This is a genomic window from Streptomyces erythrochromogenes, assembly GCF_040684695.1.
Lineage (GTDB): Bacteria > Actinomycetota > Actinomycetes > Streptomycetales > Streptomycetaceae > Streptomyces > Streptomyces erythrochromogenes_C.
In genome coordinates this window covers 107,125-121,786 of record NZ_JBFBGM010000017.1, presented here as the reverse complement: position 1 = coordinate 121,786, position 14,662 = coordinate 107,125, and the positions used below count along the sequence as shown (strand labels likewise).

The window sequence follows — 14,662 nt, the reverse complement described above, 5'->3', positions numbered from 1 at the left end:
GACCGGTACCGTCCCCCGTCGCCCGCCCCGCGAGGTCCCCCCGTTCGCGGGGCCGGGCGACGGCCAGTCACCTCGGAAGAGAGGCGGAGGGTTTCTTCATGGCCGGCGACTTCCGTCCCACCGCCCGCCACGGGGGACTCGTCGCGCTCGCCGCCTGCATCGGCATCTGGCTCGTGACCAGCGGTTCCCGGGAGCCGGTGGGGCCACCGCTGCCCTCCCCCGCGGAGGCGCTGACCGCCGCCGGGGTCGTCGGCCCCGGTATCGCCCCGCTTCCCGGCTCGCCGCCCGGCCGGATCAGGATCCCCTCCATCCGGGTCGACGCCCCGCTGGTCGGGCTCGGGCTGGACCGGGCCGGTCACCTCGAAGTGCCCCCGCCCGACCGGCGGGACCTCGCCGGCTGGTACCGCGAGGGCACCACCCCGGGCGCCACCGGAACCGCCGTGATCGCCGGGCACGTGGACGACTCCGCCGGCCCGGGGGTCTTCTACCACCTGGGCGCGCTGCGCCGCGGGGCCGCGATCGAGGTCCCGCGCGCGGACGGGCGTACGGCCGTGTTCACGGTCCACGCGGTCGAGGTGCACGACGCCAAGGCCTTCCCCGACACCCGCGTGTACGGCCCTTCACCGCGCGCCGAGCTACGGGTGATCACCTGCGGCGGCGGGTTCTCGCCGCGTACGGGCTACCGCGGCAACGTGGTCGTCTTCGCCCACCTCACCGGGACGTACTGAGCGGCCTCCGGCCGGTCAGCCCCACTGCTCCAGGCCGAGCTTGATCACGAGCGCGCCGACCACGGTCAGCAGCACCCCGCGGACGAACCCGCTGCCCTTCTTGAGCGCCATCCGGGCGCCGATCATGCCGCCGGCCAGGTTGAAGACCGCCATCAGCGCGGCCAGCTGCCACAGCACCATGCCCTGGTAGGCGAACATCGCGAGCGCCCCCGCGTTGGTGCAGCAGTTGACGATCTTGGCGGTGGCGGAGGCGGTGACCAGGTCGAGGTGGAGCAGGGCCGTGAGCGCGAGCACCAGGAAGGTGCCGGTGCCCGGACCGATGAGGCCGTCGTAGAAGCCGATGCCGAGGCCGGCGAGCCCGATGGCGAGCAGCACCCGGGCGCGGCTGACGGGCGAGGTGGAGGGGGCAGTGCCGAAGCCGGGCCGGAAGAGCACGAATCCGGCGACGACCACGAGCACCACCATGATCATCGGGCGGAGCGCGTCCTTGCTGATGCCGCCGGCGAGCGCGGCGCCGCCCATCGATCCGGCGAGCGCCGCCAGGCCGATGCGGACGGCCAGCTTCACGTCCACCGGGGCCTTGCGGACGTACGTCACGGCCGCGCCGGCGGTACCGACGATGGCCACCGCCTTGTTGGTGCCCAGGACGGTGGCGGGGTGCGCGTTGGGCAGGCCCAGCAGGAGCGCGGGCAGGAGCAGCAGGCCGCCGCCGCCCACCACCGCGTCGATCCAGCCCGCCGCCGCGGCCGCCACGCACAGCACGATGATCATGGTCGTTGATATGTCAGGCACGAACCGACCTTATGGAGCTGTCGGTGCACTGACCATTCAATTCCCTGAAACTTGCGCAAAGGTTGAGCTTTGCCGGGCCGGGACCCGGTCCGGAGCCACTGGAGCGGCCGGGTCCACGACCGCCGTGAGCACCGTGGCGGCCAGCACGCCGGCCGCCCCCAGCCCCGCCGCGAGCCGCCCCGCCGGGGGTACGAGGGCCAGCGCGGCCAGAGCGGTCCGCACCGGCGAGGGTCTGCGCGGCTTGCGGTGCCGGGCGGCCGCCGCCGGGGCAGTTGCCGGGGCCGAGACGGGGGCCGGGCCCGGAACTCCGACGGGTACGGACAGGGCGACGTGCAGCGGGTGACGCATGGGCGGGGACTCCTCGGGGGACGCTGGGCGCGGGGACGCGGGGGCATGGATGCGGGAGGGTCGGGCACGGCTGCGGACAGCGGCGGACGGCGGTGCGCGCACCGGGCGCGGCCGGCGCGGCTCAGAAGCTGAAGCACTCCGAGTGGATCCGCCCGGCCGGCACCCCGGCCCGCAGCAGCGCGGCCCGCGTCGCCTCGGCCATCCCCGGCGGCCCGCACAGGTAGACGTCGTGCTCGGCCAGGCCGGGCACAAGCGCGGCCAGCGCCTGCGGGGCCAGCGGGTCGTAGGCGGCGCCCGACGGCCCGAGCAGGTAGTGCAGCCCGGCCCGCCGCTCGGCGGCGATGGCCTCCAGCTCGGCGCGCAGCACCAGGTGCTCCTCGGCGCCGGCCCGGTAGAGCAGGGTGATGTCCCCGGGACCGCCCGGCAGCGTCTCGAACAGGGCCCGCATCGGGGTGATCCCGACCCCGCCCGCGATCAGCAGCACCTTGGTCCGGGTCCGCCGGGCCGCGGTCAGCGCCCCGAACGGCCCGGTGGCGAGGACCCGCGTGCCGGGACGCAGGCGGCGGATGCGGCGGGAGTGGCCGCCGAGCCCCTTCACGGTGATCCGCAGCGTGTCCCCGCGGACCGGCGCGGACAGCGAGAACGGCAGCGCCGTCGGCCACAGCCCCCGCTGCAGGAACCGCCAGCGCAGGAACTGGCCCGGCTCCGCGCGCAGTTCCGCCAGGTGCTCGCCCCGGACGACGACGGAGACGACCCCGGGCCCCTCGAAGCGGACCTCCGCGACCCGCAGCGCGTGCCGCAGGGCCTGCCGTACGGGCACCACGGCGCGGTACCAGACCAGCAGCACGGCCACCAGGGTGTGGGCGAGCGCCCAGAACCAGGCCGCGGCGGCGAGGTCGGGGCCTGCGAGCTGGTGCCCGAAGCCCAGGGCGGCGGCGAGGTATACGAGCAGGTGCACCCCGCGCCAGGTTTCGTACGACATCCGGCGGCGTACGGCCCGGGCGGAGGTCGCACCGACCGCGGCCAGGAGGACGGTCCCGGCCGCGGCGGCGGCTATGGCCGGGTAGCCGAGCAGCTCCCGGACGGCGCGGACCAGATCGGCCCCCGTGTGCACGGCGTACCCCAGCAGGGCGAAGAGCCCGTGCCCGAAGCACAGGAGCAGGACGTGGCGGCCGCCGAACGCGTGCCAGCGGGCGAGCCGGTCGGCGCCGACCCCGTGCTCCACCGCGGGCACCCGGGCCATCAGGAAGAGCAGCACCAGCACCCCGTAGCCGGCGAGCAGACCGGTCAGGTGCGCGGCGGTGGCGAAGAGCGCGTCGGGCCGCGCCGAGGGCCGGACCTGCACCGCCCAGAGCAGGACCACCACCCCCGCCCCGCCCAGGATCCCGCTCCTGACCCGCACCGCCGCATCTCGCATGCGGATCACGCTAAGGGCCCCCGGAGCAGCCGTGATGGCCTTTAAGGCGGCCTTGAGGAAGGCCTCACCGACCCTTAAACCGAGCGCTGAGGCCGGCGTTCCGTCCGGGTAACAGCAGCGATGCGGCGGGGAAACAGCGGCCGCGCACCCTCGAGGCATGACCTCGCAAGAGCATGTGGTGGTGATCGGCGGCGGCCTCGCGGGCCTGCGGCTCGCGGACCGGCTGGGCCCGGCCGCGACGGTGACCGTCCTCGGCGAGGAGTCCCACGTCCCGTACAACAGGGTCCTGCTCGCCGAGGTCCTTGCGGGCAGGTACGCACCGGAGGTGACCGCCCTCCCGGCCCCCGGCCCGGCGCTGCGGCGCGGGGTACGGGCGGTGCGCGTCGACCGGGCCGAGCGGGCGGTGCACTGCGACGACGGCACGGTGGCCCCGTACGACACGCTGGTCCTGGCCACCGGTTCGAACGCGGTGCTCCCGCCGCTGCGCGGGCTGTTCGAGCCCGGGGGGCGGGAGCTCCCGGACGGGGTCCACGCCTTCCGCACGATGGACGACTGCCTGGCCCTCTCGGCGGCCGTGCGCCCCGGGGTACGGGCGGTGGTCATCGGCGGGGGCCTGCTGGGCGTCTCGGCCGCCCGGGCGCTCGCCGCGCGCGGAGCGGTGGTGGTCCTGGCCCAGCAGGGCGAGCGCCTGATGGAACGCCAGCTGGACGCCGACGCCTCCGCCCTGCTCGCGACCCACCTGAGCGGACTCGGCGTGGAGATCCACACCGAATGCCGGGTCCGCGGGCTCGTCACGACGGGCCCGCCCGCGGCCCGGGTCCGGGCGGAGCCCGGGACACGGCGCCGCGCGGACGCTCCGCGCAAGGTCACCCATGTCGAGCTCGCCGACGGCTACCGGCTGGAGGCCGACGTCGTCGTCCTCGCGTGCGGCGTACGCCCCCGCACCGGCCTCGCCCGGGCCGCCGGCCTGGAGGTCCGCACCGGCATCGTGGTCGACGACCACCTGCGCACCGGCGACCCCCGCATCCACGCCATCGGCGACTGCGCCGAGCACGCCGGGCAGGTGTACGGCCTGGCCGGCGCGGCCCTGGAGCAGGCCGACGCCCTCGCCGCCGTCCTCACCGGGGCTCCCGCGCCGTACACCGGCACCCGCGCCCTGACCCGCCTCACCCTCGGCGCGCCCGGTGCCGGTGCCGGTGCCGGCCACCTGGACCTAGCCGCCTTCGGCGAGACCACCCCCCGCCCCGGCGACGACGTGGTCCGCCTCGCCGACGCCACCCGGCGGACCTACCGCAAGGTCGTCCTGCGCGGCGACCTCCTCGTCGGCGGGGTGCTGCTCGGCGAGCTCTCCACGGTGGGCGCCCTCGCCCGCACCTGGGAGGGCGGGGAACCACCGCACGACCTGTTCCACCTGCTCACCGACGACGGAGGCCACTGACATGACCGAGCCCTCGCCCACGATCGTGCTCATCGGGCACGGCATGGTCGGCCAGCGCTACCTCGAAGCGCTCGCCGAGCGCGGGATCACCGCCACGCACCGGATCACCGTGCTCTGCGAGGAGCCCCGGCCCGCCTACGACCGCGTGCACCTGACCTCGTACTTCTCCGGCAGCACCCCCGAGGACCTGTCCCTGACGCCCGCCGGGTTCATGGAGCAGCACGGCATCGCCCTCCACCTCGACGACCCGGCCGAGCACATCGACCGCGCCGCCCGCACCGTCACCTCCCGCTCGGGGCGGGTGTTCCCGTACGACGTGCTGGTCCTGGCCACGGGCAGCTACCCCTTCGTGCCGCCCGTCCCCGGCAAGGACGCGCCCGGCTGCTTCGTCTACCGCACCATCGAGGACCTCCTCGCCATCGAGGAGTACGCGAAGGACAAGAGCACCGGCGCGGTCGTCGGCGGCGGACTGCTCGGACTGGAGGCCGCCGGCGCCCTCCAGGGGCTGGGCCTCGCCGCCCGCATCGTCGAGTTCGCCCCGCGCCTGATGCCCGTCCAGGTCGACGAGGGCGGCGGCGCCGCGCTGCTGCGCACCATCGAGTCCATGGGCCTCACCGTCCACACCGGTGTCGGCACCCAGGAGGTGGTGACCGGCGAGGACGGCCGTGTCAGCGGAATGCGGCTCTCCGACGGCTCGACCGTCGACACCGAACTCGTCGTCTTCTCCGCCGGCGTCCGCCCCCGCGACCAACTGGCCCGCGACGCCGGGCTGGACGTCGGCGAGCGCGGCGGCATCGCGGTCGACGCGCGCTGCCTGACCTCCGACCCGCACGTCTACGCCATAGGCGAGTGCGCCCTCGCCGTCGACGGCCGCGTCTACGGGCTGGTCGCCCCCGGCTACGAGATGGCCGAGACCGCCGCCGACGACCTGCTGGGCCGCGCGAAGGAGTTCACCGGAGCCGACCTGTCCACCAAGCTGAAGCTGCTCGGCGTGGACGTGGCCTCCTTCGGCGACGCCCACGGCACCGCTCCCGACAGCCTCGACGTCGTCTGGTCCGACTCCCGCTCCGGCGTCTACAAGAAGCTGGTGGTCTCCCCCGACGGGGTCCTCCTCGGCGGTGTCCTGGTCGGCGACGCCGACGCCTACGGCCTGCTGCGCCCGCTCACCGGCAGCGTCCCGCCCGTCGCCCCCGAACAGCTGGTCCTGCCCGCGGGCGTCGGCGCGCCCGTCGCGCTCGGCCCGTCCGCCCTGCCCGACCACGCGGTGATCTGCTCCTGCCACAACGTCACGAAGAAGGCCATCACCGCCTGCTCCACCCTGCCCGAGGTCAAGAAGTGCACCAAGGCGGGCACCGGCTGCGGCTCCTGCGTCAAGGTGATCGGACAGCTGCTCCCGGCCGCCGCCGACAAGGGCCTGTGCGGCTGCTTCCCGTACACCCGGGCCGAGCTCTACGAGATCGTCCGCACCCGGCGGCTGACCTCGTACCAGGAGATCCTCGACGGCCACGGCCGCGACGGGGTCCGCGGCGGCGACGGCTGCGAGGTCTGCAAGCCGGCCGTCGGCTCGATCATCGCCTCGCTCGCGGCCACCCTCGGCGCGAGCGGCTACGTCCTGGACGGGGAGCAGGCCGCCCTCCAGGACACCAACGACCACTTCCTCGCGAACATGCAGCGCAACGGCTCGTACTCGGTCGTGCCCCGGATCCCCGGCGGTGAGATCACCCCCGACAAGCTGATCGTGATCGGTGAGGTGGCCCGCGACTTCGGCCTCTACACGAAGATCACCGGCGGGCAGCGGATCGACCTGTTCGGCGCGAGCGTGGACCAGCTCCCGCGGATCTGGGCGCGGCTCGTCGACGCCGGTTTCGAGTCCGGACACGCCTACGGCAAGGCCCTGCGGACCGTGAAGTCCTGCGTGGGGCAGACCTGGTGCCGCTACGGCGTCCAGGACAGCGTGCGGATGGCCATCGACCTGGAGCTGCGCTACCGGGGCCTGCGCGCCCCGCACAAGCTCAAGTCGGCGGTGTCGGGCTGTGCCCGCGAGTGCGCCGAGGCGCAGAGCAAGGACTTCGGGGTCATCGCGACGGCGAGCGGCTGGAACCTCTACGTGGGCGGCAACGGCGGCGCCACCCCGCGCCACGCCGACCTCCTCGCCCAGGACCTGTCGGACGCGGAACTGATCCGGCTGATCGACCGCTTCCTGATGTTCTACATCCGCACCGCCGACCGGCTGGAGCGGACCTCCACCTGGCTGGAGCGGCTGGAGGGGGGCCTCGCGCACCTGCGGGACGTGGTCGTGCACGACTCGCTGGGGCTGTGCGCGGAGCTGGAGTCCCTGATGGCCGACCACGTGGCGCACTACCGGGACGAGTGGGCCGAGACGCTCCGGGACCCGGAGCGGCTGCGCAGGTTCGTGTCCTTCGTGAACGCGCCCGGCGCCCCCGACCCGACGGTGAAGTTCGTCCCCGAACGCGACCAGGTCAAGCCCGACCTGGCCGTCCTGACCATAGGAGGTGCCGTCCGATGACCGTGGAACTGCAAGTGGCGCAGGGCTGGCTGACGGTGTGCGAGCTGTCGGCGCTCGTCCCCGGGCGCGGGGTCGCGGCGCTGCTGCCCGACGGGAGCCAGGCCGCGGTGTTCGTCGACCGTGCGGGGCGGGCGTACGCCATCGGCAACCAGGACCCCTTCACCGGGGCGCAGGTGCTCTCCCGCGGCCTGGTGGGGGCGGCGGCGGGCCGGCCCTTCGTGGCCTCTCCGCTGCTCAAGCAGCGCTTCGACCTGGAGACGGGGCGCTGCCTGGACGACGAGGAGGTGGCCGTCCGCACCTACCCGGTGCGGACGGCCGCGACCTCCTGACCGGCGGGGCGGGCCGGGCGGCCGGTCAGTCCTGCTTCTGGATCACGGCCGGGTCCATCCACATGATCTCCCAGGTGTGGCCGTCGAGGTCGTCGAAGGCACGGCCGTACATGACGCCGTGGTCCTGGGCGGGGCGGGGCTCGGTGGCTCCGGCCGCCAGGGCCCCGTCCACCAGCTCGTCGACGGCGGTGCGGCTCTCGGCGCTCAGACACAGCAGGACCTCGGACGTCTTCGTGGCGTCCGCGATCTCCTTGTGGGTGAAGTCCTTGTAGCGGGCCTCGGCCAGGAGCATCGCGACGATCGTGTCGCTGATGACCATCGAGGCGCAGTTCTCGTCGGTGAACTGGGCGTTGAAGGAGTAGCCCAGCTTGCCCCAGAAGGCCTTGCTGGCCTCCAGGTCCTTGACGGGCAGGTTGACGAAGATCATGGTCGCGGACATCGAGGTCCCTCTTTCTCGGCGGTCGCTGTTCGGCGCTCGGTGCTCGGTCGGTGCTGTCGAGAGGTAGACCGAGGGGCCGCGGGAAACTCATCGCCGCTCGCGAAGATTTCTGAGATTTTCTTCCGGACCGGCGAAACCGCAGGTCAGGCCGCCGAGCGCAGCTCCAGCGCGGCGAGGGGGACAAAGCCGGTGGTGCCTTCGCCGCGCAGGTCGGCGTCCGGCCCGGCGAGGCGCCGGTGGAGGGTCAGCGCGATCCGCTCGCCCTGGGCCTTGGCCCGCTCGGCGTTGGGGCCGCTGTGCAGCCCGTCGATCGTGGCGTGCCACAGCTGCACCCAGCGGCCGAAGTCGGCGGCCGTCAGCGCGCGCACCGAGTGCAGCGCGGCGTGCGGGGCGAAGGCGTTGCGCCGGTACGGGGCGGTGCGGAAGAGGGCCCGCTCCCAGAAGTCGGTGATCCGGGGCAGGTGGACCTCCAGGTCCGTGCCCGCGACGCGGGTGAAGAACGGACCGATCCGCGGGTCGGCGAAGGCGGCCGTGTAGAAGCGCCGCAGGACGACGTCGAGATCGGCACGGCCCGAGATGTCGGCGGCGGAGCGGTTCATGCCTCCACGGTCCTCCTCCGCCCGGCCCCTTCCCAGGGCACAAGGTCCCGCCATGGGCCAATTCTCGCCACCGCGTGCGCGCACCTCTTAAACCCCGGCGGCCGAGACAGTCCGGAACTGGCCGGTGTGATCCACCGGGCGCCCCTCGGCGCGGGCGCGGGGTGCCCGGAGTCTTCGCGGACGCGGCGCAGTGCGAACGCCGTCCGCCGCCCGGAGAGCCGGCCCACGGGAATCCGGCCGCGGCGGCGCGGCGGGGCTCCGGAAGGCTCTCGGGAAAGAAAGCGCGGGCGCCCCGTCCCGGAAATCCCCGCCGGGGGATTGAACGCCGGCCGGTCGCTCGGGCGTAATGAGGATTTGGCGCCACGTCAACTGGCGTCTCCTAGGTTCCTCGACGCGTGCGACCCCGCGTCCGACCGGCCGCGGGGCCTTCCTCCCACAGGAGTGACCGTGGAACGTCGTACCTTCCTGCGCGGCGCAGTGATCGGTTCGTCGGCCGCCGCCTTCGGCGGCACGTTGATGCACGGGGCGGCCTACGCGGCGCCCGCCCAGCCCGGAGCCGGTCCCTACGGGGCGCTCGGTGCCGCCGACGCCAACGGCATCATGCTCCCGAGCGGTTTCACCAGCCGGGTGATCGCCCGCTCGGGCCAGACCGTGAGCGGCACCTCGTACACCTGGCACAGCGCCCCCGACGGCGGGGCCTGCTACACCGACGGCACGGGCTGGATCTACGTGTCCAACTCCGAGATCAACCCCTCCGGCGGCGCGAGCGCGGTGAAGTTCAACTCCTCCGGCACCGTCACCGGCGCCTACCGGATCCTGTCGAACACCCGGCAGAACTGCGCGGGCGGCAAGACCCCGTGGAACACGTGGCTGTCCTGCGAGGAGGTCGACCGCGGCTTCGTCTACGAGACCGACCCCTACGGCGTGAACGCGGCCGTCCAGCGCCCGGCGATGGGCCGCTTCAAGCACGAGGCCGCCGCCGCCGACCCGGTCCGCCAGGTGATCTACCTGACGGAGGACGAGACGAGCGGCTGCTTCTACCGCTTCATCCCCACCACCTGGGGCAACCTCTCCTCGGGCACCCTCCAGGTCCTCAAGGCCGGAACAGCCACCTCCGGCTCCTTCACCTGGCAGAACGTCCCGGACCCGGACGGCTCCCCCACGGCGACCCGCAGCCAGGTCTCCGGCTCCAAGAAGTTCAACGGCGGCGAGGGCTGCCACTACGCCAACGACACCGTCTGGTTCACCACCAAGGGCGACAACCGGGTCTGGCAGCTCAACCTGGCGAACAACACCTACGAGCTGGCCTACGACGACTCGCTCGTGCCCGGCGGCGCGGCGCCCCTGACGGGTGTCGACAACGTCACCGGCTCCTCGTACGGCGACCTGTACGTCGCGGAGGACGGCGGCAACATGGAGATCTGCGTGATCACCCCGGACGACGTGGTGGCGCCCTTCCTGCGGATCACCGGACAGTCCTCCTCCGAGATCACCGGCCCCGCCTTCTCCCCCGCCGGCAACCGGCTCTACTTCTCCAGCCAGCGCGGTACGAGCGGCAGCTCCTCCGGCGGCATCACCTACGAGGTGACGGGCCCCTTCCGCACCTGACGGGCGTTCCCGGCGGCCCCCGGCCCTTCCGAAGGGTCGGGGGCCGCCGGCGTCTCACGAGGCCACGGCACCGCCCTTGAGGAGCGCGGCTCCCAGCGGGGTCACGGTGTGCAGGACGGCGTTGCCGCGGCGCAGGGTGGTGACCAGGCCCGCCTCGCGCATCACGCAGGCGTGCTGGCTCGCGGAGGCCAGCGAGACCCCGGCGCGGCGGGCCAGCTCGCTGGTGGTCGCACCGTCCCCTATGGCCCGCAGCACGACCGAGCGGGTGTGCCCGACGAGCTTGCCCAGGGTGCGCTGGCGCTGCTCCTCCACGGGCCGGGTGGCCTCTCCGCTGCCCGGCGCGGAGGCCAGCTGGGCGGCGGCCGGGTAGACCAGCACCGGCGGCAGCTCGGGGTCGTGCAGGGTCACCGCGGTGCGCCGGCAGAAGAAGGACGGCTGGAGCAGCAGCCCGCGCCCGCGCAGCCGTACGTCGCGGTCCACGGGGTAGTCGCACTCCAGCACCGGCGCCCGCCAGCGCAGCATGGGCGGCAGCGAGGCCAGCAGCTCGTCGGCGCCGCCGTCGAGCAACGCGCGGCCGCGTGCCGCCCGTTCGGCTTCTATCTGGGCCTGTATGTGGGTCCAGTACGGCTCCACGGCGGCCCGGTGGTACGCGCGCAGCTCGCCCATCAGCCTCGGGAGCTGCTTGGTGCCGCCCTCCATGAAGTCCCGCAGCCGCGGCGTCGTGGGCGCCCCTGCGCCCAGCAGCTGGAGCTCCCGGCGCATGCGCTCGGGACGGATGCCGCGCAGCGCGTCGAGGCCCACGTCCCACCCGTACTGCCCCTCCACAGGGGTCAAAAAATCGGGGAAATAACCGCGACTCGGTATGAGCATACCGAGCGTGCGTGTTTCACTATTCAACCTGCTCCGGGTTTCCGTACGCCATTCACCGAACAACCGGGCATCGCGCCGGTCTCTTAAGCGGTGAAAGCTGAGAATCGTTTCCCACAACGCATCGGGACGCCCTGCCATCCGTACGCGTGCCAGGTCCACTCCAGTGAAATGGATACGCAGCACCGAACCCCCACCTGTGCAACCGCAATCCCCCCGCCCCATGAGTATGCACGCAGTCACACGTGGTCACCACGCCCTTTCGGCCACAGTTGAAACCCCTTTCGGCAGGGGCGTGACAACCGAAATCCTGTACTCCGCCGGGCACACTCCGGTGCGACCGAAACGCTCCGCGAAGGCCGTGGGGGGCTTTGCGGGGCCTGGCGGTCGGTCGCACTGGGAAGCGCCGACGTGCCCGGCAGAATGACAGCGGCGGTGGACGGGTGGGGATCCGTCCACCGCCTGCTGGCGTAAAGACTTGTTGAACAAAAAAATGAAGCGCGCCCGCCCCCGGGCAGTCAGGGAACCCGGGGACAGGCGCGGTCTGTGGGGCCCGTGTGGGGCCGGTGGGTCAGCGGCTGTCGCTGCCCTTCGCCTCGGCGGCCGCACGACCGGCCTCCAGGCGCGCCACCGGAATCCGGAAGGGCGAGCAGGAGACGTAGTCGAGGCCGACCTCGTGGAAGAAGTGGACGGACTCGGGGTCACCGCCGTGCTCGCCGCAGACGCCGAGCTTGAGGTCGGGACGGGTGGCCCGGCCCAGCTTGGCCGCGTGGCGCACGAGGGAGCCGACGCCGTCCTTGTCGATGGTCTCGAAGGGCGAGACCCCGAAGATGCCCTTCTCCAGGTACGCGGTGAAGAAGCTGGCCTCGACGTCGTCGCGGGAGAAGCCCCACACCGTCTGGGTCAGGTCGTTCGTGCCGAAGGAGAAGAACTGCGCGGCCTCGGCGATCTGGTCGGCGGTCAGCGCGGCGCGCGGCAGCTCGATCATGGTGCCGATGGAGAGCTTGAGGGTGGTGCCGGTGGCGGCCTCGACCTCGGCGATGACCGCGTCGGCCTCCTCGCGGACGATCTCCAGCTCCTGGACGGTGCCCACGAGCGGGATCATGATCTCGACGCGCGGGTCGCCCTTGGCGTTCTTGCGCTCGGCCGCAGCCTCGGCGATCGCCCGGACCTGCATGGCGAACAGGCCGGGGATGACCAGGCCCAGGCGGACACCGCGCAGACCCAGCATCGGGTTCTGCTCGTGCAGCTTGTGGACGGCCTGGAGCAGGCGCAGGTCGTTCTCGTTGGCGTCCTTGCGGGACTCGGCGAGGGCGACGCGCACCGACAGCTCGGTGATGTCGGGCAGGAACTCGTGCAGCGGCGGGTCGAGCAGGCGGACGGTGACGGGCAGGCCGTCCATCGCCTCGAACAGCTCGATGAAGTCCTTCTTCTGGAGCGGCAGCAGGGCACTGAGTGCCTCGTCGCGCTCGCCGTCGGTGTCGGCGAGGATCAGGCGCTCGACCATCTCGCGGCGCTCACCGAGGAACATGTGCTCGGTGCGGCACAGGCCGATGCCCTGGGCGCCGAAGCGGCGGGCGCGCAGGGCGTCCTCGGCGTTGTCGGCGTTGGCGCGCACCCGCAGGCGGCGGACGCGGTCCGCGTAGGCCATGATCCGGTGCACGGCGGCGACGAGCTCGTCGGCGTCGTCGGCGCCGGCGTGCATGCGGCCCTCGAAGTACTCGACGACCGGGGACGGTACGACGGGTACCTCACCGAGGTAGACCTTGCCGGTGGAGCCGTCGATGGAGACGACGTCGCCCTCTTCGATGACCGTGTCGCCGACCGTCATGCGGCGGCGCTTGGTGTCGACGTCGAGCTCCTCGGCGCCGCAGACACAGGTCTTGCCCATGCCGCGGGCGACGACGGCCGCGTGGGAGGTCTTGCCGCCGCGCGAGGTCAGGATGCCCTCGGAGGCGATCATGCCGTCCAGGTCGTCGGGGTTGGTCTCGCGGCGGATCAGGATGACCTTCTCGCCCGAGCGGGACCACTTGACGGCCGTGTAGGAGTCGAAGACGGCCTTGCCGACCGCCGCGCCCGGGGAGGCGGCGATGCCGCGGCCGAGCAGGGTGGTCTTGGCGCCCTCGTCGAAGCGCGGGAACATCAGCTGGGCCAGCTGGTGGCCGCTGACGCGCTGCAGGGCCTCGGCCTCGTCGATCAGGCCCTGGTCCACGAGCTGGGTGGCGATGCGGAAGGCGGCGCCGGCGGTGCGCTTGCCGACACGGGTCTGCAGCATCCACAGCTGGCCGCGCTCGATGGTGAACTCGATGTCGCAGAGATCCTTGTAGTGGGTCTCCAGCGTCGTCATGATCGTCATGAGCTGGTCGTAGGAGGCCTTGTCGATGGTCTCCAGGTCCGCGAGCGGCACCGTGTTGCGGATGCCCGCGACGACGTCCTCGCCCTGGGCGTTCTGCAGGTAGTCGCCGTAGACGCCCGCGTGGCCGCTGGCGGGGTCGCGGGTGAAGGCGACGCCGGTGCCGGAGTCCGGGCCCAGGTTGCCGAAGACCATGGAGCAGACGTTGACCGCGGTGCCGAGGTCGCTCGGGATGCGCTCCTGGCGGCGGTAGAGCTTGGCGCGGTCGGTGTTCCACGAGTTGAAGACGGCCTCGACGGCGAGGTCCATCTGCTCGCGGGCGTCCTGCGGGAACTCGCGGCCGGCCTCCTTCGCCACGATCTTCTTGAAGACCTTGACGAGCTTCTTGAGGTCGGCGGCGTCGAGGTCGGTGTCGACGGTGACCTTCTTGGCGGCCTTGGCCTCGTCGAGGGCGTCCTCGAAGAGCTCGCCCTCGACGCCGAGGACCGTCTTGCCGAACATCTGGATCAGGCGGCGGTAGGAGTCCCACGCGAAGCGCTCGTCACCGGCCTGGGAGGCGAGGCCGGTGACCGACTCGTCGGAGAGGCCGATGTTCAGGACGGTGTCCATCATGCCGGGCATCGAGAACTTGGCGCCGGAACGCACGGAGACCAGGAGCGGGTCGTCCGACTGCCCGAGCTTCTTGCCCATCTTCGACTCGAGGGCGGCAAGGTGGGCACTGACCTCGTCGCGCAGCGCGGCCGGGGCCGAGCCGCTCTCGAGGTAGACCTTGCAGGCCTCGGTGGTGATGGTGAAGCCGGGAGGGACCGGCAGACCCAGGTTGGTCATCTCGGCGAGGTTGGCTCCCTTGCCGCCGAGAAGGTCCTTGAGGTCGCGGTTGCCCTCGGTGAAGTCGTAGACGAACTTCTGATCTTTGTTTTCCGACACGGGTCTCGACTCCTCGAGGCTCGGTGGCTGCCCTGACGGCCAGGAACATACCCAGATCGAAGGCTTCTGGGTACGTCCACTTGGCCGTCATACGGCTGTAACCACCCGTGCGCCAGCAGATCGAAAGTAACTCAAGGGTAACCAGAAAGCACGAAGAGCGTTCAGATCCCGAAGGGTGAGGGGGCCCCTGAGGCTTGACTGCGCTCGGATGAGCGATCATCGATCCATTTGCGTTCAAGTCTTGAACGCACAAAGGGTGGCACCCAGTGCCACCCTTTGAAAGTCTTACC

At 72.4% G+C, this 14,662-nt stretch carries 11 protein-coding genes; 5 read left to right on the top strand and 6 right to left on the bottom strand.

The annotated features are described in order from the left end of the window. The first annotated feature begins 98 nt into the window (after positions 1-98). Positions 99-728, top strand: coding sequence for a class F sortase (locus AB0O53_RS24265; RefSeq protein WP_365198119.1), 630 nt, complete (start codon positions 99-101; stop codon positions 726-728). Positions 729-743: 15 nt separating this feature from the next. On the opposite strand, the gene AB0O53_RS24260 is transcribed toward AB0O53_RS24265, so the two are convergent. Then, entirely contained in the window at positions 744-1,520 is a 777-nt protein-coding gene (locus AB0O53_RS24260) for a sulfite exporter TauE/SafE family protein (RefSeq protein ID WP_351000080.1), read from the bottom strand. Between the two features lie 469 nt (positions 1,521-1,989). Continuing rightward, positions 1,990-3,285: a ferredoxin reductase family protein gene (locus tag AB0O53_RS24255; protein ID WP_351000077.1), complete on the bottom strand. Its 1,296-nt coding sequence runs from the start codon at positions 3,283-3,285 to the stop codon at positions 1,990-1,992. A 157-nt stretch (positions 3,286-3,442) separates the two neighbouring features. On the opposite strand from AB0O53_RS24255, the gene AB0O53_RS24250 reads away from it, so the two are divergent. From AB0O53_RS24250 to nirD, 3 genes are read left to right on the top strand one after another with little or no spacing between them, the layout of a single operon-like run. Next, positions 3,443-4,723: an NAD(P)/FAD-dependent oxidoreductase gene (locus AB0O53_RS24250; protein WP_365198116.1), complete on the top strand. Its 1,281-nt coding sequence runs from the start codon at positions 3,443-3,445 to the stop codon at positions 4,721-4,723. Between the two features lies 1 nt (position 4,724). Then, complete coding sequence (gene nirB, locus AB0O53_RS24245; RefSeq protein ID WP_351000072.1) at positions 4,725-7,250, top strand: nitrite reductase large subunit NirB; 2,526 nt, start codon at positions 4,725-4,727, stop codon at positions 7,248-7,250. Further along, a complete protein-coding gene (gene nirD / locus AB0O53_RS24240) occupies positions 7,247-7,579 on the top strand; it encodes a nitrite reductase small subunit NirD (RefSeq protein ID WP_031145806.1) in 333 nt (110 codons plus the stop codon). The genes nirB and nirD overlap by 4 nt, the downstream gene beginning before the upstream one ends. A gap of 25 nt (positions 7,580-7,604) precedes the next feature. Here nirD and AB0O53_RS24235 read toward each other — a convergent pair whose 3' ends face one another. After that, positions 7,605-8,018 carry a VOC family protein gene (locus tag AB0O53_RS24235; protein WP_351000069.1) on the bottom strand — a complete coding sequence of 138 codons (414 nt, stop codon included), beginning with the start codon at positions 8,016-8,018 and terminating at the stop codon, positions 7,605-7,607. A gap of 143 nt (positions 8,019-8,161) precedes the next feature. Beyond that, complete coding sequence (locus AB0O53_RS24230; RefSeq protein WP_351000067.1) at positions 8,162-8,617, bottom strand: group III truncated hemoglobin; 456 nt, start codon at positions 8,615-8,617, stop codon at positions 8,162-8,164. A 447-nt stretch (positions 8,618-9,064) separates the two neighbouring features. On the opposite strand from AB0O53_RS24230, the gene AB0O53_RS24225 reads away from it, so the two are divergent. Continuing rightward, entirely contained in the window at positions 9,065-10,225 is a 1,161-nt protein-coding gene (locus AB0O53_RS24225; RefSeq protein ID WP_351000064.1) for an alkaline phosphatase PhoX, read from the top strand. A 54-nt stretch (positions 10,226-10,279) separates the two neighbouring features. On the opposite strand, the gene AB0O53_RS24220 is transcribed toward AB0O53_RS24225, so the two are convergent. Both AB0O53_RS24220 and ppdK read right to left on the bottom strand, forming a co-directional pair. Then, positions 10,280-11,278, bottom strand: a complete 999-nt coding sequence (locus AB0O53_RS24220) for an ArsR/SmtB family transcription factor (RefSeq protein ID WP_351000062.1) — start codon at positions 11,276-11,278, stop codon at positions 10,280-10,282. Between the two features lie 385 nt (positions 11,279-11,663). Beyond that, positions 11,664-14,372 carry a pyruvate, phosphate dikinase gene (ppdK, locus tag AB0O53_RS24215; RefSeq protein WP_351000060.1) on the bottom strand — a complete coding sequence of 903 codons (2,709 nt, stop codon included), beginning with the start codon at positions 14,370-14,372 and terminating at the stop codon, positions 11,664-11,666. Positions 14,373-14,662 lie beyond the last annotated feature (290 nt).